23 protein-coding genes and 1 pseudogene are annotated in these 24,507 nt (G+C 52.4%); 11 read left to right on the forward strand and 13 right to left on the reverse strand.

Features of this window, described 5'->3' with window-relative positions; translation table 11 throughout:
• Window positions 1-203: 203 nt before the first annotated feature.
• From HMPREF2907_RS04790 to HMPREF2907_RS04800, 3 genes are read right to left on the reverse strand one after another with little or no spacing between them, the layout of a single operon-like run.
• Window positions 204-698 (reverse strand): nitrous oxide reductase accessory protein NosL, encoded by a 495-nt coding sequence (locus HMPREF2907_RS04790; protein ID WP_070680599.1) that lies wholly within the window; start codon window positions 696-698, stop codon window positions 204-206.
• On the reverse strand, window positions 695-1,525 hold the full coding sequence (locus HMPREF2907_RS04795) for an ABC transporter permease (RefSeq protein ID WP_070680602.1): 831 nt from the start codon (window positions 1,523-1,525) through the stop codon (window positions 695-697). The genes HMPREF2907_RS04790 and HMPREF2907_RS04795 overlap by 4 nt, the downstream gene beginning before the upstream one ends.
• The gene (locus tag HMPREF2907_RS04800; protein ID WP_009311593.1) at window positions 1,522-2,418 is read right to left on the reverse strand and encodes an ABC transporter ATP-binding protein; all 897 of its coding nucleotides are present in this window, start codon (window positions 2,416-2,418) and stop codon (window positions 1,522-1,524) included. The genes HMPREF2907_RS04795 and HMPREF2907_RS04800 overlap by 4 nt, the downstream gene beginning before the upstream one ends.
• Between HMPREF2907_RS04800 and HMPREF2907_RS12485 the strand changes: the two genes are divergently transcribed.
• On the forward strand, window positions 2,417-2,641 hold the full coding sequence (locus tag HMPREF2907_RS12485; protein WP_141754408.1) for a hypothetical protein: 225 nt from the start codon (window positions 2,417-2,419) through the stop codon (window positions 2,639-2,641). The two genes, HMPREF2907_RS04800 and HMPREF2907_RS12485, sit on opposite strands and share 2 nt — an antisense overlap.
• A gap of 53 nt (window positions 2,642-2,694) precedes the next feature.
• Here HMPREF2907_RS12485 and HMPREF2907_RS04805 read toward each other — a convergent pair whose 3' ends face one another.
• The 5 genes from HMPREF2907_RS04805 to trpA all read right to left on the reverse strand — a co-directional run bounded on the left by HMPREF2907_RS04805 (window position 2,695) and on the right by trpA (window position 10,781).
• Window positions 2,695-4,050, reverse strand: coding sequence for a nitrous oxide reductase family maturation protein NosD (locus HMPREF2907_RS04805; protein ID WP_070680605.1), 1,356 nt, complete (start codon window positions 4,048-4,050; stop codon window positions 2,695-2,697).
• Window positions 4,051-4,259: 209 nt separating this feature from the next.
• Window positions 4,260-6,230: a TAT-dependent nitrous-oxide reductase gene (nosZ, locus tag HMPREF2907_RS04810; RefSeq protein WP_070680608.1), complete on the reverse strand. Its 1,971-nt coding sequence runs from the start codon at window positions 6,228-6,230 to the stop codon at window positions 4,260-4,262.
• Window positions 6,231-6,350: 120 nt separating this feature from the next.
• The gene (locus HMPREF2907_RS04815) at window positions 6,351-8,666 is read right to left on the reverse strand and encodes a 4Fe-4S binding protein (protein WP_210388588.1); all 2,316 of its coding nucleotides are present in this window, start codon (window positions 8,664-8,666) and stop codon (window positions 6,351-6,353) included.
• Window positions 8,667-9,060: 394 nt separating this feature from the next.
• Window positions 9,061-9,936, reverse strand: coding sequence for an acetyl-CoA carboxylase, carboxyltransferase subunit beta (gene accD, locus HMPREF2907_RS04820; protein ID WP_070680611.1), 876 nt, complete (start codon window positions 9,934-9,936; stop codon window positions 9,061-9,063).
• A 59-nt stretch (window positions 9,937-9,995) separates the two neighbouring features.
• Window positions 9,996-10,781 carry a tryptophan synthase subunit alpha gene (gene trpA / locus HMPREF2907_RS04825; protein ID WP_070680615.1) on the reverse strand — a complete coding sequence of 262 codons (786 nt, stop codon included), beginning with the start codon at window positions 10,779-10,781 and terminating at the stop codon, window positions 9,996-9,998.
• A 343-nt stretch (window positions 10,782-11,124) separates the two neighbouring features.
• On the opposite strand from trpA, the gene HMPREF2907_RS04830 reads away from it, so the two are divergent.
• From HMPREF2907_RS04830 to rpoH, 3 genes are all read left to right on the forward strand, one after another.
• The gene (locus tag HMPREF2907_RS04830; protein ID WP_070680619.1) at window positions 11,125-11,991 is read left to right on the forward strand and encodes a DUF808 domain-containing protein; all 867 of its coding nucleotides are present in this window, start codon (window positions 11,125-11,127) and stop codon (window positions 11,989-11,991) included.
• Between the two features lie 81 nt (window positions 11,992-12,072).
• Window positions 12,073-13,614 (forward strand): apolipoprotein N-acyltransferase, encoded by a 1,542-nt coding sequence (gene lnt / locus HMPREF2907_RS04835; protein WP_070680623.1) that lies wholly within the window; start codon window positions 12,073-12,075, stop codon window positions 13,612-13,614.
• Window positions 13,615-13,887: 273 nt separating this feature from the next.
• Window positions 13,888-14,751, forward strand: coding sequence for an RNA polymerase sigma factor RpoH (gene rpoH, locus HMPREF2907_RS04840; RefSeq protein ID WP_003744881.1), 864 nt, complete (start codon window positions 13,888-13,890; stop codon window positions 14,749-14,751).
• A 125-nt stretch (window positions 14,752-14,876) separates the two neighbouring features.
• Here the strand turns inward: rpoH and HMPREF2907_RS04845 are convergent, their stop codons facing one another.
• A complete protein-coding gene (locus HMPREF2907_RS04845; RefSeq protein ID WP_070680626.1) occupies window positions 14,877-15,323 on the reverse strand; it encodes a GatB/YqeY domain-containing protein in 447 nt (148 codons plus the stop codon).
• 215 nt (window positions 15,324-15,538) lie between these two features.
• The gene (gene rpsU, locus HMPREF2907_RS04850; RefSeq protein ID WP_016688348.1) at window positions 15,539-15,751 is read right to left on the reverse strand and encodes a 30S ribosomal protein S21; all 213 of its coding nucleotides are present in this window, start codon (window positions 15,749-15,751) and stop codon (window positions 15,539-15,541) included.
• A 361-nt stretch (window positions 15,752-16,112) separates the two neighbouring features.
• On the opposite strand from rpsU, the gene grxD reads away from it, so the two are divergent.
• The 4 genes and pseudogenes from grxD to HMPREF2907_RS04865 all read left to right on the forward strand — a co-directional run bounded on the left by grxD (window position 16,113) and on the right by HMPREF2907_RS04865 (window position 17,750).
• On the forward strand, window positions 16,113-16,424 hold the full coding sequence (gene grxD, locus HMPREF2907_RS04855) for a Grx4 family monothiol glutaredoxin (RefSeq protein ID WP_003744887.1): 312 nt from the start codon (window positions 16,113-16,115) through the stop codon (window positions 16,422-16,424).
• A gap of 126 nt (window positions 16,425-16,550) precedes the next feature.
• Window positions 16,551-17,177, forward strand: a complete 627-nt coding sequence (gene upp / locus HMPREF2907_RS04860) for a uracil phosphoribosyltransferase (RefSeq protein WP_003744890.1) — start codon at window positions 16,551-16,553, stop codon at window positions 17,175-17,177.
• Window positions 17,178-17,231: 54 nt separating this feature from the next.
• A pseudogene (locus tag HMPREF2907_RS13165) lies at window positions 17,232-17,294 on the forward strand (transposase); the annotation flags it as partial.
• 138 nt (window positions 17,295-17,432) lie between these two features.
• Window positions 17,433-17,750, forward strand: a complete 318-nt coding sequence (locus tag HMPREF2907_RS04865; protein WP_070680629.1) for a DUF2322 family protein — start codon at window positions 17,433-17,435, stop codon at window positions 17,748-17,750.
• Between the two features lie 70 nt (window positions 17,751-17,820).
• Here the strand turns inward: HMPREF2907_RS04865 and HMPREF2907_RS04870 are convergent, their stop codons facing one another.
• From HMPREF2907_RS04870 to HMPREF2907_RS04880, 3 genes are read right to left on the reverse strand one after another with little or no spacing between them, the layout of a single operon-like run.
• Window positions 17,821-19,143 carry an MFS transporter gene (locus HMPREF2907_RS04870; RefSeq protein WP_070680632.1) on the reverse strand — a complete coding sequence of 441 codons (1,323 nt, stop codon included), beginning with the start codon at window positions 19,141-19,143 and terminating at the stop codon, window positions 17,821-17,823.
• Window positions 19,140-19,337, reverse strand: a complete 198-nt coding sequence (gene ccoS / locus HMPREF2907_RS04875) for a cbb3-type cytochrome oxidase assembly protein CcoS (RefSeq protein WP_003744897.1) — start codon at window positions 19,335-19,337, stop codon at window positions 19,140-19,142. Before ccoS ends, HMPREF2907_RS04870 begins: the two co-directional genes overlap by 4 nt.
• Window positions 19,337-19,642, reverse strand: a complete 306-nt coding sequence (locus HMPREF2907_RS04880) for an HLGFF motif protein (protein ID WP_070680636.1) — start codon at window positions 19,640-19,642, stop codon at window positions 19,337-19,339. The genes ccoS and HMPREF2907_RS04880 overlap by 1 nt, the downstream gene beginning before the upstream one ends.
• A gap of 514 nt (window positions 19,643-20,156) precedes the next feature.
• On the opposite strand from HMPREF2907_RS04880, the gene HMPREF2907_RS04885 reads away from it, so the two are divergent.
• The 3 genes from HMPREF2907_RS04885 to gshB all read left to right on the forward strand — a co-directional run bounded on the left by HMPREF2907_RS04885 (window position 20,157) and on the right by gshB (window position 24,380).
• Window positions 20,157-21,353 carry an acetate kinase gene (locus HMPREF2907_RS04885; RefSeq protein WP_003764546.1) on the forward strand — a complete coding sequence of 399 codons (1,197 nt, stop codon included), beginning with the start codon at window positions 20,157-20,159 and terminating at the stop codon, window positions 21,351-21,353.
• Window positions 21,354-21,611: 258 nt separating this feature from the next.
• Complete coding sequence (gene recN, locus HMPREF2907_RS04890) at window positions 21,612-23,273, forward strand: DNA repair protein RecN (protein WP_070680640.1); 1,662 nt, start codon at window positions 21,612-21,614, stop codon at window positions 23,271-23,273.
• A 150-nt stretch (window positions 23,274-23,423) separates the two neighbouring features.
• A complete protein-coding gene (gshB, locus tag HMPREF2907_RS04895; protein WP_040667947.1) occupies window positions 23,424-24,380 on the forward strand; it encodes a glutathione synthase in 957 nt (318 codons plus the stop codon).
• Window positions 24,381-24,507 lie beyond the last annotated feature (127 nt).

Below are 24,507 nucleotides of genomic sequence, written 5' to 3' on the forward strand. Positions count from 1 at the left end.
AAAATTTTATTAAATGGAATGCATTAAATATCATTTTTAAAATGCTCTACTGACCAGTCTGTCGAACAATTTTAGTTTCAGATGAAATTCTCTCTAAACAGAATTGCAACCATTTTTTCGCCACATATATTTCCCATATACTTAAAGGTCGTCTGAAAACCTGATGGATAAGGTTTTCAGACGACCTTTTTGATGGGAAGGGATTATTTGAAGATATAGGAATCGGGCATTTCGTCGAAGCTGACGACGCGGCCGCCTTTTTCTTTGGCAAATTTCTCTGCTTGGGCTTTGTCGGCGAAGGGGAGGGCGTCTTCCGCACCCATGCCGCCGATGAAGCCGCTTTCGATGACGTAATAGGCTTTTTTGCCGTCTATCCATGCGGTGTCGGCATTGGGTTTGCTCCAGTCTTTGACTTTGCCCATGTCGGTAACGTAGATGACGCGGATGCCTTTAGGCTCTTCGGGCAGCTTGGTGTAGCCGAACATCTGCTTGATGGTGGAGAACCAGACGGGGCGGTCGGGTTTGCCGTTGAGGTAGATTTGGGCTTTGGGGCCGTTGTGTTCGGTCAGGTTCATGCTGCAATAGTGCCCCACGGCGCGGTCGCTGATTTGCTGAGGCTCAGGCGGCGGGGTGTCATCCTCTTTGGGACAGGCACTCAGGAGCAGGGCGGCGAGGAGCGCAGGTAAAATCTTTTTCATATTTGTCGCTTTCCAAAAATTCTTGCTGCCAAGATAAGGGGAATAATAACCCATAATATCTGCGCGGTCAGCAATACGGGCATGGTCAGGCTGATTTGTTCGCTCAAACCTGCCATACCTGCGTACATGGCGGTGTTCTCGTAACCGGTCAGGTTGAGCAGGCGGTAGATGTCGGTGGGGTTGAAAAGGAGGACGGTTTCGACAACGGGTGCGGTAATTGTTTGCTGGGTATCGGCGACGAGGATGCCCAAAAGCGCCATGTCGAAGATGACGACGAAAAACAGCCAAACGCCGATGGCGATACCGGCGGCGGTGCCGCGTTCTTTCACTTTCGCGCTGATGAAGTAGCCCATGGACAGGAATGCCGCGCCCAAAATGACGCTGGCGGCAATCAGCAGGGCAAAGGGTTTCCATGCGGCGATGTCGAAGCTGCCGTTGGCGAGTTGGAGCGTGATGCCCGCGATTCCGTAGCCTGCGGTGGTGGCAAGGGCGAGGATGATGAGGTGTCCGATGAATTTTCCGGCAAGGATTTGGTTGCGGGAAACGGGGTAGCTCAACAGCAGCGCCATGGTGCCGCGTTCGATTTCGCCGATGAGGGAATCGTAGGAGAGGAGCATGGCGATGAGCGGGATCAGGAAGATGGACAGGCTGGAGAGGCTGACGACGGTTACAGTCAGCGGATCGACTTTAACCGAGCCTGTGGGCGAGCTGCCGAGGAAGCCCAATGAGAGGGCGAGGGCGGCGAGCAGGACGGAGGCGGCGAGTACCCAGCGGTTGCGCAGGCTGTCGCGGACTTCTTTTCCGGTGATAATCCAAACGGGGTTCATACGTCCTCCCTTTTTAAGAATTGTGCGTACATGTCGTCGAGTGTGGGTGTGTGGATGTCGAGGTAGGCGAGGTCGGACAGGTTGCCCAGTTCGCTGAGTAATGCCATGCGTTCTTCAGCCTGACATTGCGCCTGATAGCTGAGGTCGTCTGAAAGCGGCTGCCAGCGTCCGCTTAACGGACGCGGAGCTTTGAGTCGGATGTTGACGGTGAGGGGAAGTCCGCTTTGGACGTGCAGCTCGTCCATGCTGCCGTCGGCGACTTTGACGCCGTTTTTCATGACGACGATGCGGTCGGCGTGGCCGTCGAGTTCGGCGAGGGCGTGGGTGCTGAGGAGGACGGTGGCGCCGCGTCCGTTGAGTTCGCGCACGACTTCGTAAAACATTTGGCGCGAGGCGGGGTCGAGGCCTGTGGTGGGTTCGTCAAACAGCAATACTTTGGGTTCGCCCAGCAAGGCTTGGGCGAGGGCGAGGCGTTGGCGCATGCCTTTGGAGTAGGTGCCGACGCGGCGGCGGGCGGCTTGGGAAATGCCGACGCGCTCGAGGAGTTCGTGGTTTTTGGTGAGCGGCTGTTTTTTGAGTTTGGCGTAGAAATTGAGGGTTTCGATGCCGCTGAGGGAAGGGTGCAGGGCGACGGTTTCGGGCAGGTAGCCGATTTGGCTGCGCAACTGCGCGCCCGCTTTGCTGCCTGTGCGCTCGCCCAGCAGCATGACTTCGCCTTCGGTGGGGGTGATCAGCCCGAGTATCAGTTTGATGAGCGTGGACTTGCCTGCGCCGTTGTGTCCGGCAAGACCGACACTTTCCCCCGCCTTCAAGACTAAATCGACTTGGTTGACGGCTTTTTGTGCGCCGAAGCGTTTGGTTACGTTTCTCAATTCGACATGGTGTGCGCTCATGAGTGCTTCCTTGTGTGGATGGGTTTCAGACGACGTTGAGGGTCGTCTGAAAAGGGCGTTTTTTGTATGGGGTCGTCTGAAAAAGGGGCGAGGGGTTTCAGACGACGTTTGTTATGGGGCGGTGTTTTCGACTGTTGCCTGCATCGCGGGTTGCACCGTATTTACGGCGGATTTCCGTTGGTACGGCAATGAGGGGCAAAACCTTGCTGCGGCGGGGTTTTAAGGTCGTCTGAAAACTTTTCAGACGACGTTGCGGGGCGTGTTTGCCGGTTCCGCTTAGTTCAATGCGCCGTTTTCGGCATCACCCCATTCGGACTGATGGGTTTTGGCTTCTTGCAACAGTTGTTCTTTCATGGCTTCGTATTTGGTGGTGGTTTTGTTGCTGCCCGCCTTCATCAGCGGTTTGCTGTCGATCACGCCGCCGGGGAGGATGGCGGGGAACTGCGATTGCGCCCATTTGACGATGCTGATGGCGGGGCTGTTCATCAGGAGGCGGGAAACGGGCGCGCGCCAGATGATTTGGTCGATGATGCCGTTGGGGCGGTACGCGCTGTCGCCGAAGCCGTCGCCGTCGAGGTCGAACGCGCTGTTGTCGCTCCAGTAGTTGCCGCGTCCGCCTTCGCCCCAGTCAAGAAAACGTGTGCTGACGTATTTGACTTGGCTTTCGTTGTTGATGAAGGCGTTGTCGGAAAGAGTGGTGCCTTCGATGGCGGCGGTGAAGTGGATGCCGATTTGGCAGTTTTCAAAATGGTTGGCGACGATTTTGTTGTAGTTGGCGTTGTAGGCGAAAACGCATTTGCCGGCTTTGTTGATGATGTTGTCGTGGATGTCGGAATAGTTGACGTAGTTGAGCATGATGCCTTGGTCGCGGCTGCCGACGGCGATGTTGCCGTACACGTTGAGGCGGTCGGAAAACATCAAAACGTAGCCCATGTTGTTGCCGACGGAAATGTTGCCGCTGACTTCGCTGTCGTTGGTGTACATGTAGTGGACGGCGAAACGCAGGTCGCTGAAGCGGTTGTTTTTATAGGTGTTGTTTTTGCTGGTGTTGGAGAAAATGCCGTCGCGGCCTTTGGAAATGTCGTTACTGACGACTTGCGCGCCGGGGGCGTTCCAGACGGTTACACCGTTGCCGCGTTCGTTGACGCGCAGGGTGGAGTCGCCGACGATTTTGTTCTCGCGCACCATGGATTCGGCAGAACCGTGGATATACACGCCGACGGAGTTGTCGAGGATGTTGTTGTGTTCGATTAAGGCGCGGGGGGCGGTTTCTTCGAGGTAGATGCCGGCGTCCATGGCGGGCAGGCTCATACCGGAACGGGTGACGGTGAGGTTGCGCAGGGTAACGTCGGGGGCGATGACGGCAATGGTGCGGCCGGTGCGGTCGCCTTCGATTTTGGCGGAGCGGTCGGCAGGGCCTTCGATGGTGATGGGTTTGTCGATAAGCAGTTTGGTTTTGTAAGTGCCGGAGGCGAGTTTGAGCGTATCGCCTGCCTGCGCGCGCGCGATGACTTCGGGGAGGTTGTCGGTCGGGGAAACGTCGATGGTGGCTGCAAAGGTCGTCTGAATCATGCCGCCGAACATAAATGCCAGGACAGCGCGTCGCCATGTTTTGAATTGGGGTGTGTGCATGGAGTTCCTCTGATTCGTGCGGTGTGCGTCGGCACGGTGATGCCTGCCTGTGAGGGCCGTGTTTTTGTTTTATAACGGAACAGTCTGTTGCGTCCAAACGGTTCTGCTATAAAAGGTCGTCTGAAAACGAGGGCAGCGGGTTTCGCTAAGACCTGAAAGTTTTTTCAGACGACCTTTCCGTTAAGTCGGTGATAAACCGTCAAACCCGATTATCGGGGTTTAACGATCATTTGACCGGACATTTCCATGTGCAGGGCGTGGCAGAACCATTGGCAGTAGTACCAGTGTACGCCCGGACGGACGGCTTTGAAGGTTACCGATTGGGTAGCTTGCGGGCCGATTTCCATGGCGATGCCGTAGCCTTCCAAAGTGAAGCCGTGGGTCAAGTCTTCGATGGTTTCGACGTTGGTCACATATACGGTCACTTCGTCGCCTTGGCTGACTTCGAATTGCGGGATGCTGTACGCAGGCGCAACGGCAGTCATGTATACGCGGACTTTGTTGCCCTCGCGGATGACTTTGGCGGCTTTTTCCAGCTCGACACCGTCTTTTTTCGCCTGTTCCACAGCGTCTTGCCAGAACCATGGGTCTTTGCGGTCCCAGGTTTTTTTCGGGTTGACTTTGGAAGCGGCAACCAGACACAGGTCATGCGGTTCGGCAAAGGTCGGGTTGTCGTGTACCAGGCGCATTTCGTCGCCGGAAATGTCGATCAACTGGTCGCATTCCGGTTTCAGCGGGCCGGCGTTGAGGAAGCGGTCTTTGGAGAATTTGTTCAAAGACACCAGCCATTTGCCGTCGGCTTCCTTGGTTTCGCCCATGGTCGTATGGTTGTGGCCGGGTTGGTAGTGAACGTCGAGTTTCTGTTTGATCGGATCCACTTTTTCGCCTTTGTAGGCTTTGATGGCGTCGTCGATGTTCCATTTGACCATTTGGCTGTCGATAAACAGCGTGGTGTAGGCGTTGCCGCGGCCGTCAAACGCGGTGTGTAAAGGACCGAGACCCAGTTGGGGTTCGGCGACAACCACGTCGCGCTCTTTGATTTTGCCGGCGAACAAATCGTCCAGTTTGCTGACGTCCAATACGGTAACGGTCGGAGACAGTTTGCCGTTGAGCATGATGTATTTGCCGTCAGGGGAAGCGTTACAGCCGTGCGGAGAGTTCGGCACGGGGATGTAGCGGGTGTAAGGGGAATTGGCTTCTGCGCGGCCGTCCAGCATTTTCACGCCGTTGACTTCTTTGAAGTCGCCTTTTTTGATGCCTTCTTCGATGGCGGCAAGATTGAAGACTACGCACCAGTCTTGCTCGTTGGAAGAGGCACCTTGTACGGTCAGGGCGCGTTCGGAGTTGTAGCAGGTGGAGAAGGAGTATTTGCCTTGGTAGTCGGCATCGCCGTTGTCCAAGTTGCCGTCCACCAATACTTGCCATGCGATGTCCATGGTTTCGCCGTCAATGGCGGTATAAACGGCATTCCAAGTTTTGGCGTCGTTCCAAGTACCCACACCGCTTACCGGTACGATGTGTTCGCCGTTGGCAAAGACGTAGCCGGTTTTCGGATAACGTTGCGGACGCAGACCGTGTACACCGGAAACGTTAGGGATTTCGGTGATTTTGTCGGTTTTCATGAAGTCCAGGCGGACGCGGCAAACGCGGTTGTTTGCTTTGTCGTTGGCATACGCGTAGCGGCCGTCGTAAGTTTGGTCGGTAAACGACAAGTGAGGGTGGTGCAAGTCGCCGTTGGGGTAGCAGCGCAGGCCGCTGTCTTTCAGGAACTGGTTGGTTTCCGGCGTATTTTTTTCATTCAAAATACGCAGGCTCTCGTTGGTACGGCCCCAACCGGTCGCGCTGTCCATGTTGAATACGGGGATACGCATCAGTTCGCGCATGGAAGGTACGCCGATCAAGCGCATTTCGCCCGATTGGCCGCCGGAGAGGAAGCCGTAGTATTGGTCGAGTTCGCCCGGACCGACTTCGGAAGTCTGTTTGCCCGGTTCGGCAGAGGCATGAGACTCGGTTTTGGCGGCAGGCGCAGCACCTGAAGCGGCGGCTTTATCGCCACCCTCTTTGGAACAGCCCGCCAAACCCAACAGACCGGCGCCGGCAATACCTGCGCCTGAAACGGCGGCAGTACCTAAGAATGAACGACGACTTAAGCCGTTTTGTTCTAATTTTTCGTCTGACATACAACACTCCTTGGATAAGATTCGGCAGCCGGCGTTTTCAGACGACCTGCCGATTGAAAAAACGTATTTATGTTTATAAGTGTGGGTACGGTTGACCCGGTATTTCTTTAGGGTTTCAGATTATTCGCTGACTTTAGGGGCGGTTTCTTTTTTCACAAACTGCACAACCTGCTCCCCAGGCTGCTGTTTTGCAGATGCGGTTTCGGGGTCGGCTTTTGCCGCCGCCTGTTTTTGTTTTTTCTTGTTGGTTGCTACAACTTGCGGGCAACGTGTGTCATGGTGATACATGACTTGGCAGTGCAGGCACTGGATACATTCGTTCGGATGGATGTCGCCTTCCGGTGCAATCGCCTGAACGGGGCATTCGTGCGTACAGATTTGGCAAGGGTTGCCGCACATTTTGTAGCGGCGAAGCCAGTCGAATACGCGGAAGCGGCCGGGTAGGGCGATGCCCGCGCCCAATGGGCACAGATAGCGGCAGAAGAAGCGTTCGATAAACAGGCCGGCAACCAAAAGGGTAACGGCAAACGCGACAAACCACCATTCGCGGACGAATTTCAAAATAATCGCCGTTTTAAAAGGTTCTACCTCTGCGAATTTTTCCGCCGTACCCAAATCGTACAGGGAAATTGCCAACAGACCGAAGAAAATCACATATTTAATCGCAGTCAGGCGCGTGTGCAGCAGATGCGGCACGGTAATTTGTTTCACGCCCAATTTTTTGGCGATACGGTTGGTCAGCTCTTGCAGCGAACCGAAGGGGCAGAGCCAGCCGCAGAATGTACCGCGGTTCCACAGCAGCATGGTTGCGGCGGTAAACAGCCACAGGATGAACACAATCGGATCCATCAGGAAGAAGTCCCAACGGAATTCGGTCAGGATGGCGGAGAACAGTGTCAGCGTATTGACGACCGACAGTTGCGCCTGAGCGTACCAACCGATATAGAACAGGGTAAATGTCAGGAATACCAGGCGGAAGCGGTCGTACCATTTCTCATAGCGGACAATCCAGTCTTGGAACAGGAAGACCAAAAGCAGGATGGTCAAGGCGATGCCGACTACGGCGATTTGTCCCTGTTTCGCTTTCCAAACCTGTTTCCAGAGTTGGTTGGACGCACCGTCGTTTGAAGAGGCTTCAGAGGCTTCTTCGGCTATGCCTTTGGTGTCTGAGGCTTGGTCGGCGGCAGGAGCGGCTGCCGGTTCGACAGGTGCGCTGATTTCGACGGGCGGTGCTTTCGGATCATCGACATAGTAACCTTGAGGCAGCTCGTAATCCAAATCGGCGGTTACGAATGCTTTGTCGTTTACGCTCAATACGCGTTGAACCATCAACTGCAAACGCCAAGGTTCGGCAGCATCGAATTCCACACCTTCGGGAATCGTAAACCAAGATACTTCTTTAAAGTGGGGCGCGCCTTCGGCTGCCAAATCAACCAAACGCTCGTGTTGCGCGTCGGTGAAGCGGAAGCTGTTTTCGCCTTGAATCATCTCGATACGGTCGAAAATACCGCCGCGGACATAGCCCGAACCTTTCCAAGAATAACGGCCTTCACCGGCAACCAAGACAGCTTGTTGACCCGGTTGCAGACGGTTTTGCAGGTTTTTCCAACCTTCCTCGCCCAGCAGGCTTTTGCCGATGGAAGGCTGGCTGACTACGGCAGTGTACAAATCGATAAAGGTATCGTCGCCTGCACCTTGTTCGGCGTGTTCGGCAACACCTGCTTTGCCGCCTTTTTCAAACAGCTTGTTGATTTCGTCAACAGTAATGTGCAGATGACCGATGGCTTTTTGTTCCAGCAGCGCATTCCAAGATTGGATGTCCTGTTTGTCAGGATTAACAGCGCGGCGAGGTCGGGTTTGAGCCGCAGGTGCGGCAGCCTGTTGCGTATCCGCAGCATTGGCGGAGGTCGTCTGAACGGCTTTGTCAGTGCCCAAACCATATTTGCCGGCAACAACTTTGAACGAACGCTGGATGCTGTCGTTAATCACCATCAGCGTAACGGTCGCGCCGCTGATGATGTCCCCGGGTGCAACACCCGGAGTAGGTGGATTTTTAATAAAATTCAAACCGATATACTTATTGATGAATTTATCCACACGCGATTGCGGGATACCAATAAGCATAATCGGCTCATGGTGATCGACCAGCTTCGCACCGGCGATCGTTCCGTCGTTGGCCAAAGCCATCATCGTATCAATCGGTTTGCTTGAATAGCCGCGTGTATTGACCACGTCCGTCGTGATATACACCAAACCCAACTGCTCGTCGCCCTTATAAACACGGACAACCATAGGCTTGCCTTCAGGCTTGCCATAACGGTCTGCACCCGGAAAAATTTCCGAAGGCTGGACTTTTGACAAAAAGTCAGGCAAACGCTCGGCGTAAGCGGGCAGTGTCGAAAACAATAGGATAAATACGGCAAACATCGCCAGCATCATATTCAAGATGCCTGATGTGTGTTTCGTTTTTAGACAGGACATGGCTGTTCCCGATTATTCGATACTCTAAACATTAACATTATATGAATCTAAACAAGCGATAGATTGACTTATATCAAGTTTACAAATCTTAAAACCTGGTTTTGGCGGTAAGTAATACTTTGTGAGTATATCGATATGGGTCTGATTTAATTGCAAATAGAAATAGAAAACAAAGTTATTATATGTTTTTTGCTTATTTTGGAAATAATGGAATTTTGAATTGCCGTATGTGTTTAAGGCATATTATTTAATGTGTGTATTTCATAGAAGCCGTCCAAATCGTAAAGGTCGTCTGAAAACCGAAAAATCAGTTTTCAGACGACCTTTGTTTAGCTCAAACCCTCCCGGTTTAAGCGGCGTTGACTTTGTCTTCGCGGCGCAGCAGGGTAATCAGGTCGCTGATGCGCTGTTTCATGCTGCGACGGTCGACGATTTGGTCGATAGCGCCTTTTTCCAGCAGGAATTCTGCGCGTTGGAAGCCTTCGGGCAAGGTTTCACGGACGGTTTGTTCGATAACGCGCGGACCGGCAAAGCCGATAAGGGCGTTGGGTTCGGCAAGCACGACATCGCCGAGGAAGGCGAAGCTGGCGGATACGCCGCCCATGGTCGGGTCGGTCAGGACGGAGATAAACGGCAGGTGTTTTTCAGTCAGAAGATGCAATGCCGCGCTGGTTTTGGTCATCTGCATCAATGAGTTGACACCTTCCTGCATCCGCGCACCACCTGATGCGGCAACACAGATGAAAGAGCAGTTATCGGCTACGGCACGGCGCACGCCTTGGACGAAGCGTTCGCCGACGACGGAGCCCATAGAGCCGCCGATAAAGCGGAATTCGAAGGCGGCAATCACGACGGGCAGGCCGTTCATAAAGCCTTTCATCACGACCAACGCATCATCTTCGCCGGTGGCTTTGCGCGCTGCGGCCAAGCGTTCGGGATATTTTTTGCTGTCTTTGAATTTCAGCGGGTCGGTCGGTTTGATATTGGCGGCGATTTCTTCGCGGCCTTCCTCGTCCAAAAGCAAATTGAGGCGTTCGTGCGCAGAAAGCGGGTTGTGATGGTTACATTTCGGGCAAACTTGGTCGTTTTGCTGAAGTTCGGTCGAGTAGATGGTTGCCGAGCAGGACGGGCATTTGTGCCACAGACCTTCGGGAACGTTGGACGAGCCTTCGTCTTTGCTGCGGTTTTTGATTTTGGGCGGTAGGATTTTGTCTAACCAGCTCATGGATGACTCCTTGGAATTCGGGATTCAGACGACCTTTGCGTGTGTTTTCGGAAAAGGCCTTAACGGATTGCGTCTTTTAATTCTTTCGCCAACGCGCCGACGGCTTCTGCTTCGCGGCCTGCGTTGTTTTCAATTTCTTTGACGATGCGGCTGCCGACGATGACAGCATCGGCAACAGCACCGATTTTGCGCGCGCTTTCGGCATTGCTGATGCCGAAGCCAACGCCGATCGGGATGTCGATATACTTGCGCAAAAGCTCTATTTTACGCGAAACTTCCTCGGTATCCAAACTTGCCGCGCCGGTAACGCCTTTGAGCGAAACGTAATAGACAAAGCCGCCTGCAACTCGGGCGATGGTTTGAATGCGCTCTTCGGTCGTGGTCGGGGCAATCAGGAAGATACAATCGATGCCGCGCGCTTTGAGTTCGTCGTGCAGCGGGGTGATGGTTTCAACAGGAGAATCGACAGTCAGCACGCCGTCCACGCCGGCTTCGGCCGCCGCTTGGGCAAATGCCTGATAACCTATTTTGTGAATCGGGTTCAGATAACCCATCAAGACGACGGGCGTATTGCCGTTTGTTTCGCGGAAGCGGTGCACGATATTCAATACGTCGTTGAGGGAAACTTTGTTTGCCAACGCGCGCTCGGCGGCGCGCTGGATGGTCGGGCCGTCCGCCATCGGGTCAGAAAAGGGAACGCCCAATTCGAGGATGTCGGCGCCGTTTTCAACCAAACTGTGCATCAGCGCAAGCGTGGTGTCGAGATTGGGATCGCCTACGGTGATATAGGGAATCAGGGCTTTTGCGCCGTCAAGTGCGGCAAAGGTTTGCTGGATTCTGCTCATCTTGATTTCTCGTTTCCGTAACGGCTGTTTCAAGCCGGTTTTCATCGAAATAAGTTGGCAAGTATAGCATTGACTGTCTGTTTCGGGCGAAACTGCATGACATTTCTGATTATTTTCTATATGGAAAGGTCGTCTGAAAAAGGCAGGGCGGTTGTTTTACTGTTATAGAAGCCGTGATGATTTGAATTGTTGCCCATATCGGGCAGTTGCCTTCCAAAATGCTTCAACCTTCCCGCCAAATTCCGTTAATTTCCATTAAAGGTCGTCTGAAAGCCTTCGGTGTCATACTTTCTCGGTTATAATAGCCGGCTTCTTCAATCTGACCCTTTTTCGGAAATATATCATGGCCTTTGCCTCGCTTTTCACCCTTTTGGACGATATTACCGCTGTCTTGGACGACGTTGCCCTGATGACCAAAATGGCCGCCAAGAAAACGGCGGGCGTGGTCGGCGATGATTTGGCGCTCAATGCGAATCAGGTTACCGGCGTGTCGGCGGAACGCGAGCTGCCGATTATTTGGGCGGTGGCGAAAGGTTCTTTGGTGAACAAGCTGATTTTGGTGCCGCTGGCTTTGCTGCTGTCTGCCTTTTTGCCGAAGCTCATTACGCCTTTATTAATGATAGGCGGGATTTATTTGTGTTTCGAGGGTGTGGAGAAGCTGTTGCATAAATTTTTGCACCGCCACGAAGCGCACGACGACGAGGAAGCCGCCGCCGAAACGTTGGACGAAAAAACCAAGATTAAAGGAGCGATTCGTACGGATTTCATCCTGTCTGCCGAAATCATTATTATTGCTTTGGGCGTGGTCGAAAAATACGACCTGATGACCCGTTCGCTGGTGATGGCGGCAATCGGCATCGGTATGACCGCTTTTGTGTACGGTTTGGTCGGCATTATCGTCAAACTCGACGACTTCGGTATGCTGCTGATGCGTCAAAAAAGTACGGGCATCCAAACGGTCGGACGGGGCTTGATTGCCTTTATGCCTTGGTTTATGCGCGGTTTGAGCGTGGTAGGTACGCTTGCCATGTTCCTTGTCGGCGGCGGTCTGATTACCCACAACTTGGGCTTTTTGCATGATTTCTTACACGCGCAACATTGGGACAGCGGCTTGATGGAGCATATCGCCAACCTTGCCGTCGGGCTGATTGCCGGTGCCGTCGCCTGCGCCGTTGCGCTGCCTTTGATGAAGCTGTTTCAAAAACACTAAACAACCGATACGTCGTCTGAAAATGGTTTAACTTTGTTGAATCTGTATTTTCAGACGACCTCTTATTTTCTTTTCTCTGCAATGAACATTTTCCGCAAACTCGAACAATATTGGCAGCATCCCGTGCTGTACTGGCCGCTGGTGATCCTGATTGCCGCCGCCACGCCGTTGACTTTCGCGCCTTATTACCATTTTTGGCTGATGCCCTTGCTGTTTGGCGCATTGATCCGACTGATTGAACTGCGTCCGCGCTTTGCTGTTTCCACCGCCTATCTGTTTGGGCTGATTGCGTATACGACGCAGTTTTATTGGATACATACCGCGCTGCATGATGTTTCCGGCTTGCCTAATTTATACGCGATTCCGCTGACTTTCCTGCTGCCTGCGTTTCTTGCGCTGTATCCTGCCGCCTGTTTTTGGTTGTGGAAGAAATTTCATCTGCCGCGCTGGGTTAAGGTTGGCATCGTTTTACCGATTTTGTGGACGCTGGCGGAATTTGCCCGCGAACGCCTGTTGACCGGCTTCGGCTGGGGTGCGCTCGGCTATTCGCAAATCGTCAAAGAAAGCCCGCTTGCCGGCTTTGCACCTTTGGGCGGTATTCATCTGGTTACGCTTGCGACGGCATTTGTCAGCGCGTGGTTGGTGTTGCTGATTGACAATACGGGTCGTCTGAAACAACGCCTGCTGCCAATGTGCATGATTGTTATGTTGTGTACCGTCGGCTATATCGCCCAGCAAGCCGACTTTACCAAACCCGACGGCAGCACCAGTACCGTCGCGCTCGTGCAGGGCAATATCGAGCAGAGCCTGAAATGGAATGAAGAACAAGTCGTTCCCACCATTCAGAAATACTACGGTCAAATCAGCAAAACATCCGCCGACATCGTTATCCTGCCCGAAACCGCATTGCCCGTGATGCGTCAGGATTTGCCGGAAAACATCCTGACCCAGTTTGCCGAACAGGCGCGCACGAACGGCAGCGCGTTGGCTGTCGGTATCGGTCAATACACTGCCGACGGCAGCGGCTATGAAAATGCCGTAATCAATTTGAGCGACTACGATGATGTTTCAGATGATCTCCCGTATTACGCCAAGAATCATTTGGTTCCCTTTGGTGAATACAAACCGCTGCCTTTTTTGACCGAACCGCTGTATAAGCTGATGAATATGCCGCTTGCCGACTTCCGTCGCGGCGGAGCGGGGCAGGCTCCCTTAACCATGAAAGGTCAAAAAGTCGCCTTCAATATCTGCTATGAAGACGGCTTTGGCGACGAACTCATTGCTACCGCCAAAAACGCTACGCTGCTTGCCAACGTCAGCAATATGGCGTGGTACGGCGACTCCAACGCGATGTATCAACAGCTCCAGCAATCCCAAGCCCGCGCGATGGAGCTTGGACGCTATATGGTCCGTGCCACCAATACCGGCGCAACCGCCATTATTTCTCCCAAAGGCAGCATCATCGCCGAGAGCGAACCCAATACCGATGCCGTCTTGGAAGGGCATGTCAAAGGCTATGTCGGCGAAACCCCTTATATGAAGGCAGGCGGTTCGCTGTGGCTGATCGGGGTATTGTCAATTATTGCCATCGCACTGTTTTTAATCAGGAAAAAAGCAGATTGAGTTTGAAAAAGCGGTCTTTTTATAAGGCCGTTTTTCTTGAACTTTAATATTTACATACAAGAATGTTTGTAATATACTGAACTTATTCCCAGTAAACCAGTCAAATTTTCAAAATCAATCGAATTTTATAAAAGATAAAAATTCACCTATCAAACAGTCTTTTACAGAAAAAGGCATTTGACAGCATACGATAGGGCAACAGGCAGTGATATACTGCACGACAAACAACAAGTAAACAACAGTCTCTGCATCATATAAAGGAAAGCACCTCTTATGAACAACGCCTTTGCATTACCCGTCATTCACAGCGGCAACGGCAGCCTTGAGCAATACATTCACACTGTTAACAGCATTCCTATGTTGACGCCCGAAGAAGAAAGCCAACTCGCGGAGCGTCAGCAAAAAGGCGACCTTAACGCCGCCAAACAACTCATTCTTTCCCATTTGCGCGTCGTCGTATCCATCGCACGAGGCTACGACGGCTATGGCCTGAACCAAGCCGACCTTATCCAAGAAGGCAACATCGGACTGATGAAAGCGGTCAAACGCTACGAGCCCAGCCGTGGCGCGCGCCTGTTTTCATTCGCCGTACACTGGATTAAGGCCGAAATCCACGAATTTATCCTGCGCAACTGGCGACTGGTACGCGTAGCGACCACCAAACCGCAACGCAAACTGTTCTTCAATCTGCGCAGTATGCGTAAAAACCTGAATGCCTTGTCTCCGAAAGAAGCGCAAGATATCGCCGACGATTTGGGCGTTAAATTGTCCGAAGTCATGGAAATGGAACAACGCATGACCGGACACGACATCGCCATCATGGCGGACAACAACGATGACGAAGACAGCTTCGCCCCCATCGACTGGCTTGCCGACCACGATGCCGAACCCAGCCGCCAACTGTCCAAACAAGCCCATTACGCCCTGCAAACCGAAGGTCTGCAAAACGCATTGGCGCAACTGGACGACCGCAGCCGCCGTATCGTAGAAAGCCGCTGGCTGCAAGACGATGGCGGATTGACCCTGCACGAGCTGGCAGCCGAATACGGCGTGTCTGCCGAGCGCATTCGTCAAATCGAAGCCAAAGCCATGCAAAAACTGCGCGGTTTCCTCGCGGAAGAAGCGGAAGCGGTTTAAAAAAACAGTTCAGTAGAAGGAAAAAGGTCGTCTGAAACCCGAAATCTCGGTTTCAGACGACCTTTTGTTTTGTTAATACAATTGGGTATGTGCTATTTAGTCTAATAGGTGGTATTTAATTTTAATTACGAACTTAATTCCTCTTTGAGAATTTTGGTGACCTTACCCATATCGGCTTTGCCTTCAATCTGGGTTTCCAGAACGCTCATGGCTGTGTTTAAATCAGTCAAATCGGAAGCCCCTGTCATGGCGACTACGGTTTCCACGGCAGTACGGATTTCTTCTTCTGACATCATTTGCGGCAGATAACGGTGCAGGATTTCGATTTCGGCATTTTCTTTATCTGCCAAGTCCTTACGGCCTGATTCGGCATTGATGTTGGCACTGTCTTTGCGCTGTTTGACCATTTGGGTGATGATGGCAATTACTTTTTCGTCATCAGCTTCTGTACGCTCGTCCACTTCGAATCGATTGATGGCGTCATCGACCAGGCGGATAGTGCTTAAAGCCGTTTCATCTTTGGCAAGCATCGCGGTTTTCATATCTTCTGCTAACTGTACTTTTAGGCTCATAGGATTACTTTCAGAAAAATTGGATATTTTGTTGCAAGCATTGCTAATATGTAGTGCTGATTAATAGTAAAAAGTTTTTCATGACACCTTTAAACCCTTTTATTTTGTTAAACTTATTTTATAGGTCTTCAAGAGACATTTAAAACAAAACACACCGCAGGAAAATCCTCACAGTGTGTTGCGACGACATAATAGTTTCAGAACTGCAATAGACGTTAATACATTTTGGGAGGCAGTTTTTGGCTGCGCAGGCGTTTTTGCAGGCGTTTTACGGCTGCGGCTTTTTTGCGTTTGCGCTCGGTAGTCGGTTTTTCGTAAGCTTCACGGGCGCGCAGCTCGGTCAACAGACCGGTTTTTTCTACGGCACGTTTGAAACGGCGCATGGCTACTTCGAAGGGTTCGTTCTCTTTAACGCGGATTGCAGGCATTTTATTTCCTTTAAATTGAATTCTGGTTTCAAACCGCCAAAAGGGATAAGGATAAAAGGGGCGGTTTGTAAAAAAGTGGTTGTTTGTATCTCGGGTGTCTTGCGACCGGCGGGATACGCGCCGTGATGTAAACATCACCTCCTAACAAGTCGGCTTGGTGCCAAATATGCCGTCGATGCGGCTGCAAATGAATTGCGGGATTATCTTTGATTAGACAGTTTCTGTCAAGCTGGGGGATTGTCTAAAAAACAGTGTCAGAGTTTCGGAAGCCTTCTTTAAACATCCGACACCAATCGCATTAATTTGCGTATAATGGCGCAACTCCCGATTAACCGACTATGTCAGTAAGGAATACCACACCATGACCTCTATTCATGACCAAATTAAAGAAGTTGTTACCACTCACCGTGTTGTTTTGTTTATGAAAGGCACGAAGCAGTTCCCGCAATGCGGTTTCTCATCCCGTGCCGTTCAAATTCTTAATGCCGCAGGTTGCACCGATTATGTAACCGTTAATGTTTTGGAAAACGATGCCGTCCGCCAAGGTATTAAGGAATACAGTGATTGGCCGACCATCCCCCAACTTTACGTCAACGGGGAATTTGTCGGCGGTTCCGATATTTTGATGGAAATGTTTGAAGCCGGCGAATTGCAAGATTTGCTGAAAGCCTGATGAAATATAGCAAAAGGTCGTCTGAAAAATTTTTCAGACGACCTTTTGCCGTGTTCTGCCTGCTTTTCCGAATATTCAAAAAAAAGTATAATCACACCCATTCAAAAACAATCCGAAGCCTGCCAAATGAACGTAACCGTTATCAATCACCCCCTTGTCCGCCACAAACTCACGCTCATGCGCGAGGCCGATTGCAGCACTTACAAATTCCGCACCCTCACTACCGAGCTGGCGCGCCTGATGGCTTACGAAGCCAGCCGTGATTTTGAAATCGAAAAATACATTATCGACGGCTGGTGCGGTCAAATCGAAGGGGACCGCATCAAGGGCAAAACCTTGACCGTCGTGCCGATTTTGCGTGCCGGTTTGGGTATGCTCGACGGCGTGCTCGACCTGATTCCGACCGCCAAAATCAGCGTGGTCGGATTGCAGCGCGACGAAGAAACGCTCAAACCCGTTTCCTATTTTGAAAAATTCGTGGACAGCATGGACGAACGCCCCGCGTTGATTATCGACCCCATGCTCGCTACCGGCGGCTCTATGGTGGCTACCATCGACTTGTTGAAGGCGAAAGGCTGCAAAAATATCAAAGCGTTGGTACTCGTCGCCGCGCCCGAAGGCGTCAAAGCCGTCAATGAAGCGCATCCCGACGTCACCATCTACACCGCCGCCCTCGACAGCCATCTGAACGAAAACGGCTACATCATCCCCGGCTTGGGCGATGCGGGCGATAAGATTTTCGGCACGCGCTGATTCGTGATTTGAGGTCGTCTGAAACTGAATGTATGGGTTTCAGACGACCTTTTTTATAGTGGATTAACTTTAAATCAGGACAAGGCGACGAAGCCGCAGACAGTACAGATAGTACGGTACCGATTCACTTGGTGCTTCAGCACCTTAGAGAATCGTTCTCTTTGAGCCAAGGCGAGGCAACGCCGTACTGGTTTAAAGTTTAATCCACTATACAAGGTATTTTTCGTTGAAAATCCCATGTTAGAAAGGACAACCATGAGCTTCCAAGACAACCTCGCCGCCATGCCCGACATCGGTCATTTGAGCGGACTCGACATCCTCGACGCACAAGGCAAAGCCGTCCATTACATCCCCAACGCGCCCGGCAAGCAAGGCTCGCTGAAACTCTACAACGCTTTGGCATTGAATTTCGGCGGCAAACTCGATGCCGCCGCCGCTGCACAGGGTTTGGATTGGTTTGCCGAACACGTTGCCGATGCGCAAGCCAATCCGGGCAAGCATCCCAATATTGATTTGCTGTTACAAGTGAAAAACGGAAACTGCAGCTTGGTTTTAAAGCCGGTTGAGGCATAAGCACTAGATAAGTAAAAGGTCGTCTGAAAATGGAATTCCCGTTTTCAGACGACCTTTTTTAAGCTTAGGCTTACCGTTTGCTGATATTGTGAAATATCTTGCCTATATCGTTTAAGAAACGGGGTTCGCGCTGGATCAGGTAAACAATCAAGGGGATATTGCCGATGGCGACGATCAGGTAAAGCAGGGAAATGCTGTCGAACAGCATCAAGAGTACCGCGCTTAAAATGGCAGCCGATACCATGAACACGCCATTGATAATGTTGTTGGCGGCGACGGCGTGGGCGCGGAAGGATTCGCTGCTGGCGGTTTGCAGCCAAGTATAGAGCGGGACGGAGAAGAAGCCGCCGAAGAAGCCGATCAGCGTCATGACGAGCATGACGGGATACGCCATGCCTTGCGACAGGAACCAGGTGATGCCGTTGAGTTCGGTAAAGCGTTGCCCTTGGGTCAGCCATACCAAAATCAAGCCGAATACGGTCAAACCGGTCGTGCCGACGGTTACCAAGCCCAAGAGCAGGCGTTCGTGGCTGAGTTTGGCGCACAACACCGAGCCGGCGGCGATGCCGATGGAGAATAGGGCGAGCATGAGGTTGAAGACGCTGTCGTTGCCGCCCAAATGGATTTGCGTGAAAGTCGGCAGTTGGGTGGTGTAAACCGAGCCTATAAACCAAAACCATGAAATGCCGATGATGGATGTGAAGACGGAATCATATTGCGCGGTTTCGCGCAGGAGCGCGTGCGTGCCTTTGACGATGTTCCATTCGATTTTGGTGTTGGGGGCTTTGGCGGGGACGTTAGGCATGAAGAAGCTGGTCAACGTGCCGCCGATGGCGACGAGCAAGACTAAGATGCCGACGACGGAGGGCGGCAAGCCTGCGACGGACGTGCCTAAAATCTGACCGAACAAAATGGCGATGAACGTTCCCGATTCGATCAGGCTGTTGCCCATAATCAGCTCTTTGTCGTTGAGGTAATCGGGCAGGATGGCGTATTTCAGCGGGCCGAACAGCGTCGATTGCGCGCCCATGCAAAACAGACAGACCAAGAGTAGCGGGGCGGACTGGATATAGAAACCGAACGCCGCCACCGCCATGATGATGATTTCCAATACTTTGATCCATCGCGCCAAGACGGCTTTGTCGAATTTGGTGCTCAGTTGTCCCGACAGCGCGGAAAACAGGAAATACGGCAGGATAAACAGCAGCGCGCCCAAGTTCAGCATTTGGCTGGCGGGCAGGAAGTTGTTTTTGCCCAAACCGTAGAAGCTGATCATCACAAACAGCGCGGTTTTGAACATATTGTCGTTGAACGCGCCCAGAAACTGCGTGCCGAATAATGGGGCGAAACGGCGGCTGGTCGGGAAATTCAGATTGTCTTTTTTGAGGCTCATTTTTCGGATTCTTGTTCTTCTTTTTCTATTTCGTTTTCAAGCAGCTTGTCGGTGGAATCGTCGTCCATCAGAATGCGGTGTGCCGGACCTTCGAGGTCGTCAAACTGTCCGTTTTTGCCCGACCACCAGAAAAAATAGCCGATGGCAAACGCCAAAATAATGCTGATGGGCACTAAGATAAACATACTTTCCATCACATCGCTCCGGTCAAATCGGTTAAGACAAAAGTCTGTCCCGATACGGTCAGATATTCGTTGCGCAGCGAGCCGACGGGGGCGTCGTCAAAAAACAGTTCGATACGGTCTTTTACGACACGCCAATATTGCGGAATCTCGGTTTGCCCGAAAGGCGCCAAAACCTCCGCCACCGCGCCTTCTTCACTTTGCAGCTTGACGGCGAAACGCCCGCTCTGCGGCTGAGTTTCGGATTCATCATCCGGCAGCATGATGAAAAAGCCCACATGGGCGCCTTGTTGCGTATGGATACTGAAATAGTGCATATCAAAGAATCTTAAAAGGCTGCCGCTGTTTTCAGACGACATAGTGAATACAAAAACTTTCTAAATGTAACAGTTTGACACGCCCCTGCAAAGGGCTTTACGCCCCCGCGTTCGACAGATCGTCTGAAAACAAACCGTTTCCCTTTAAACATCAGTATCTTCCTTTATCGCTTTCCGCCTGCTCCAAGTCAAACATTAAGCCAAGCAGCCGCCCCCGTTTTTTGCTAGAATAGCGCGGTTTACATTCATCAACCGATTTCAGACGACCCCGTCCAACCGGTGGCGGCAGAAACCACACGGAAAGCAATATTCATAAAGTTGCCCCATTCCGAATGTAGCGGTCATTTTTCTTTCATAGATTTTACGCCACCAACCCTGCCGCGCAGACGCCCGGCTCGAACCTCAAGCGCATCCACTATGCCTGCGGGAGATGTTTGGCGGTATATCTACGACAAAGAACAGATTGCCGATACTGCCCGCACAGGTCGTCTGAAACCTTCAGGAGCCACAACAAATGACCCAAAAACTCATCTTAGTTTTGAACTGCGGCAGCTCATCCCTCAAAGGCGCCGTACTGGATAACGACAGCGGCGAAGTCCTGCTCAGCTGCCTTGCCGAAAAACTCAACCTGCCCGACGCTTACATCACGTTCAAAGTAAACGGCGAAAAACACAAAGTCGACCTGTCTGCCAAGCCCGACCACACCGGCGCAGTTGAAGCCCTGATGGAAGAACTCAAAGCCCACGGCCTCGACAGCCGCATCGGCGCCATCGGCCACCGCGTCGTCAGCGGCGGCGAACTGTACAGCGAATCCATCCTCGTTGACGACGAAGTCATCGCCGGCATCGAAAAATGTATCCCGCTCGCCCCGCTGCACAACCCCGCGCACCTCTTGGGCCTGCGTGCCGCACAAAGCATTTTCAAAGGCCTGCCCAACGTCGTCGTTTTCGACACCGCCTTCCACCAAACCATGCCGGAACACGCCTACACATACGCGATTCCGCATGAACTGTATGAAAAATACGGCTTGCGCCGCTACGGCGCACACGGTACCAGCTACCGCTACGTTTCTGATGAAACCGCCCGTTTCCTCGGCAAAGATAAAAAAGACCTGCGCATGGTGATTGCACACTTGGGTAACGGCGCGTCCATTACCGCCGTCGCCAACGGAGAATCACGCGATACCAGCATGGGACTGACCCCGCTGGAAGGCCTCGTGATGGGTACGCGCAGCGGCGACATCGATCCCGCAGTCTTCGGCTTCCTCGCTGAAAACGCCAACATGACCATCACCCAAATCACCGACATGCTGAACAAAAAATCCGGCCTGCTCGGCTTGTCCGGCCTGTCCAACGACTGCCGTACCATCGAAGAAGAATCCGGCAAAGGCCATCCCGGCGCGAAACTCGCCCTGGACGTCTTCATCTACCGCCTCGCCAAATACATCGGCAGCATGGCTGTGGCAGCCGGCGGTCTGGACGTACTCGTTTTCACCGGCGGTATCGGCGAAAACTCCGACATCATCCGCGAGCGCGTACTCGGCTACTTGGGCTTCCTCGGTCTGAAAGCCGACCACGAAGCCAACCTGAAAGCCCGCTTCGGTAACGCAGGCGTGATTACGACTGCCGACAGCGCAGCCGTCGCCGTTGTTATCCCGACCAACGAAGAATTGATGATTGCACACGATACCGCCCGTCTGAGCGGCCTGTAATACAGTAGTCATCCGATAAAAAACCTGCCGTTAAAAAACCTGCCGTTTTTGGCAGGTTTTTTGTTGCCGACTGTTTTCAGACGATCTATTTGGAAGGTGTTGTAAATAAAATAATAAAAATCAAATGTATAAAATTTCAATAAGAAAAATTTGAATAAATATAGAAAATCTTATTCAAACTATAAAAAATCTTAGTTATAATCAGCATATCTAAAGTTATGCCGCCGATGTGCGGTCGATTTACTAAGGAATACTACCATGCTGTTGGCACTTTCCCTGCGCGATTTTGTCATTGTTGAAAACCTCAATCTGGATTTCCAAAGCGGTTTTACCGTCTTGACCGGAGAAACGGGCGCGGGCAAATCGATTACGCTGGACGCAATAGGGCTTTTGTTGGGCGATAAGGCCGATTACAGCCAAGTCCGCAGCGGCGCGAAGGAAGCGCAATTGTCGGCATTGTTTGACATCAGCCTTTTGCCCGATCTCAAAGCCCAATTGCAGGAGCAGGGTTTTTTAGACGAAGACGCGGAAGAACTCAGTATCCGCCGCATCATTGATGCCAAAGGGAAAAGCCGCAGCTTTATCAATAATCAGGCAGCCACGCTGGCGCAGCTTAAAGCCGTCGGCGGGCAGCTTATCGACATTCACGGGCAAAACGCCCACCATTCCCTCAATCAAGAATCCGCCCGGCGCGAATTGTTGGACGCATTTGCGGGCAGCAAAGAGCAGGCGGAAACCGTCAGACAGCTTTATCAAAACTGGGTTAACGCTAAAAAAGCCCTCCAAGAAGCGCAGGAACACGCCGAGACCATCATTATCGAGCGTGAGCGTTTGGAATGGCAGTTCAACGAATTGAACCAGTTGGACGTCAAACAAGGCGAATGGGAAGCCCTCGGCCAAAGCCACGACAGCCTTGCCCATTCCGCCGAATTGCTGCAAGCCGCCGAAGAAGTCGGCGACTACATTGATGGCGACAACGGCATCCAACGTCAAATTTATCAATGCCAAAAACTGTTGACCAATCTGCAAAACATCGAGCCACGTTTCGCCGAGAGCCTGAATATGCTGGCGAGCATTGAAGCCGAATTGGGCGAAATCAGTGCCAATATGCGCGACGTCGCAGGCCGCAGTGACATCGATCCCAACGAGTTGGCAGCACAGGAGCAGCGCATGGGCGAGCTGATGGGGATGGCGCGGAAATACCGCATCGAGCCTGAAGCCTTGCCGCAAAAGCTGGCTGAAATCGACGAGCGCCTGCAAAGCCTGCAAGCCGCTGCCGATTTGGAAGCGTTGACGCAAACCGTTGCCCGCAACCTTGCCGAATATCAGGAGGCCGCCCACGTTCTTTCCGCCATGCGCCATCAGGCGGCGGGCAGGTTGGGCGAGGAAACGACCGGGCATATGCAGCATCTCGCCATGAAAGGCGCGCGTTTTGACATCGTCCTGCTGCCGTCTTCCCCCACGGCGCACGGTTTGGAGCAGGTGCAGTTTCAAGTTGCCGCCAACAAAGGCAATCCGTCCCGTCCGCTGAATAAAGTCGCGTCCGGCGGCGAGCTTGCCCGTATCAGCCTTGCCTTGCAGGTGGTCACCAGCCAATACACGCAAGTCCCTACGCTGATTTTTGATGAAGTCGATACCGGTATCGGCGGCGGCGTGGCAGAAATGGTCGGCAAAGCCCTGCGTGCTTTGGGTAAAAAACATCAGGTGCTCGCCGTGACCCACCTGCCGCAAGTCGCTTCCTGCGGTGAAAACCATTGGCAGGTGCGCAAACACAGCGAAGGCGAACAAACTGTCAGCGAAATCAGCGTGTTGGACCATCAGCAGCGTATCGAAGAAATCGCCCGTATGCTTGGCGGCGAAATCATTACCGACACGACCCGCAGCCACGCGGCAGAGTTAATCAGCCTTGCCGCCGCTTAAACGCAGAATCGGAGAGGTCGTCTGAAAAGGAAGTTTGTGTAACCATTCACAAACTGCTTTTCAGACGACCTCTTTGCCAAACCGCCCGCGCCCTTTCAGACGACCTCAATACAAGGTATGATTACGTCGTTTGTTTATAAGGAAGTTCCCATGAAAGTCCTGTTTATTGCCGATCCGATGGCAAGTTTCAAAACCTACAAAGACACCACCTACGCCATGATGCGCGAGATGGCAAAACGCGGCTGGCAGCTTTTCCATACCTTGAGCGGCGAATTGTCCGTACAGCAAGGATTGGTGACGGCTCAGGCTGCGCCGTTTGAGTTTCTCGGTGCAAAAAGCGACGATGACCATGAATGGTTTAAAGCAGCAGACAAAGTTCAGACGACCTTGAAAGACTTCGATGCCGTCATTATGCGCACCGACCCGCCGTTCGATATGCAATACCTCTACGCCACCCAATTCCTGACGCTGGCGGAACAGCAGGGCGCGAAGGTCTTTAACAGCGGGCAGGCGATGCGCGACTTCAATGAAAAACTGGCGATTTTGAATTTCAGCCAGTTCACCGCGCCTACGCTGGTTACGACCCGTTCCGCCGATGTCCGCGCATTTTTGAAAGAACACGGCGACATCATCATCAAACCGCTGGACGGCATGGGCGGCATGGGCATTTTCCGCCTGACCGAAAAAGACCCAAACATCGGCAGTATCCTCGAAACCCTGATGCAGCTTGATTCCCGCACCATCATGGCGCAACGCTACATTCCCGAAATCGTCCACGGCGACAAACGCATCCTGATTATCGGCGGCGAAGTCGTCCCCTATGCTTTGGCGCGTATTCCGCAAAACGGCGAAACACGCGGCAATCTGGCGGCAGGCGGGCGCGGCGTGGCGCAGGAATTGAGCGAACGCGACCGAGAAATCGCCGAAACCCTCGCCCCTGAACTCAAACGCCGCGGCATCTTGCTGGCAGGTTTGGACGTCATCGGCAGCAACCTGACCGAAGTCAACGTTACCAGCCCGACCGGTTTCCAAGAAATCATGAAACAAAAAAACTTCGACGTCGCCGCGATGTTTGCCGACGCTGTCGAAGCTTGGTCCAAACAATAATCTCGAAAGGTCGTCTGAAATCCGAATCTGTTTTAGCAAAACCCGCTTCGCTCGTTTTAGCGAAACTCGCTTCACTCGTTTTCAGACGACCCCTTTTTATAGTGAATTAAATTTAAATCAGGACAAG

The organism is Neisseria sp. HMSC055H02 (assembly GCF_001813335.1).
GTDB classification, from domain to species: domain Bacteria; phylum Pseudomonadota; class Gammaproteobacteria; order Burkholderiales; family Neisseriaceae; genus Neisseria; species Neisseria sicca_C.

Coding starts and splice junctions, on each gene's coding strand:
- grxD (WP_003744887.1), top strand. CDS start 16,113: ATGACCTCTATTCATGACCAAATTAAAGAAGTTGTTACCACTCACCGT.
- accD (WP_070680611.1), bottom strand. CDS start 9,936: ATGAGCTGGTTAGACAAAATCCTACCGCCCAAAATCAAAAACCGCAGC.
- HMPREF2907_RS04845 (WP_070680626.1), bottom strand. CDS start 15,323: ATGAGCCTAAAAGTACAGTTAGCAGAAGATATGAAAACCGCGATGCTT.
- rpoH (WP_003744881.1), top strand. CDS start 13,888: ATGAACAACGCCTTTGCATTACCCGTCATTCACAGCGGCAACGGCAGC.
- HMPREF2907_RS04805 (WP_070680605.1), bottom strand. CDS start 4,050: ATGCACACACCCCAATTCAAAACATGGCGACGCGCTGTCCTGGCATTT.
- ccoS (WP_003744897.1), bottom strand. CDS start 19,337: ATGGAAAGTATGTTTATCTTAGTGCCCATCAGCATTATTTTGGCGTTT.
- gshB (WP_040667947.1), top strand. CDS start 23,424: ATGAAAGTCCTGTTTATTGCCGATCCGATGGCAAGTTTCAAAACCTAC.
- lnt (WP_070680623.1), top strand. CDS start 12,073: ATGAACATTTTCCGCAAACTCGAACAATATTGGCAGCATCCCGTGCTG.
- HMPREF2907_RS04830 (WP_070680619.1), top strand. CDS start 11,125: ATGGCCTTTGCCTCGCTTTTCACCCTTTTGGACGATATTACCGCTGTC.
- HMPREF2907_RS04885 (WP_003764546.1), top strand. CDS start 20,157: ATGACCCAAAAACTCATCTTAGTTTTGAACTGCGGCAGCTCATCCCTC.
- HMPREF2907_RS04870 (WP_070680632.1), bottom strand. CDS start 19,143: ATGAGCCTCAAAAAAGACAATCTGAATTTCCCGACCAGCCGCCGTTTC.
- recN (WP_070680640.1), top strand. CDS start 21,612: ATGCTGTTGGCACTTTCCCTGCGCGATTTTGTCATTGTTGAAAACCTC.
- trpA (WP_070680615.1), bottom strand. CDS start 10,781: ATGAGCAGAATCCAGCAAACCTTTGCCGCACTTGACGGCGCAAAAGCC.
- rpsU (WP_016688348.1), bottom strand. CDS start 15,751: ATGCCTGCAATCCGCGTTAAAGAGAACGAACCCTTCGAAGTAGCCATG.
- nosZ (WP_070680608.1), bottom strand. CDS start 6,230: ATGTCAGACGAAAAATTAGAACAAAACGGCTTAAGTCGTCGTTCATTC.
- HMPREF2907_RS04800 (WP_009311593.1), bottom strand. CDS start 2,418: ATGAGCGCACACCATGTCGAATTGAGAAACGTAACCAAACGCTTCGGC.
- upp (WP_003744890.1), top strand. CDS start 16,551: ATGAACGTAACCGTTATCAATCACCCCCTTGTCCGCCACAAACTCACG.
- HMPREF2907_RS04790 (WP_070680599.1), bottom strand. CDS start 698: ATGAAAAAGATTTTACCTGCGCTCCTCGCCGCCCTGCTCCTGAGTGCC.
- HMPREF2907_RS04815 (WP_210388588.1), bottom strand. CDS start 8,666: ATGCTGGCGATGTTTGCCGTATTTATCCTATTGTTTTCGACACTGCCC.
- HMPREF2907_RS04865 (WP_070680629.1), top strand. CDS start 17,433: ATGAGCTTCCAAGACAACCTCGCCGCCATGCCCGACATCGGTCATTTG.
- HMPREF2907_RS04880 (WP_070680636.1), bottom strand. CDS start 19,642: ATGCACTATTTCAGTATCCATACGCAACAAGGCGCCCATGTGGGCTTT.
- HMPREF2907_RS12485 (WP_141754408.1), top strand. CDS start 2,417: ATGAGTGCTTCCTTGTGTGGATGGGTTTCAGACGACGTTGAGGGTCGT.
- HMPREF2907_RS04795 (WP_070680602.1), bottom strand. CDS start 1,525: ATGAACCCCGTTTGGATTATCACCGGAAAAGAAGTCCGCGACAGCCTG.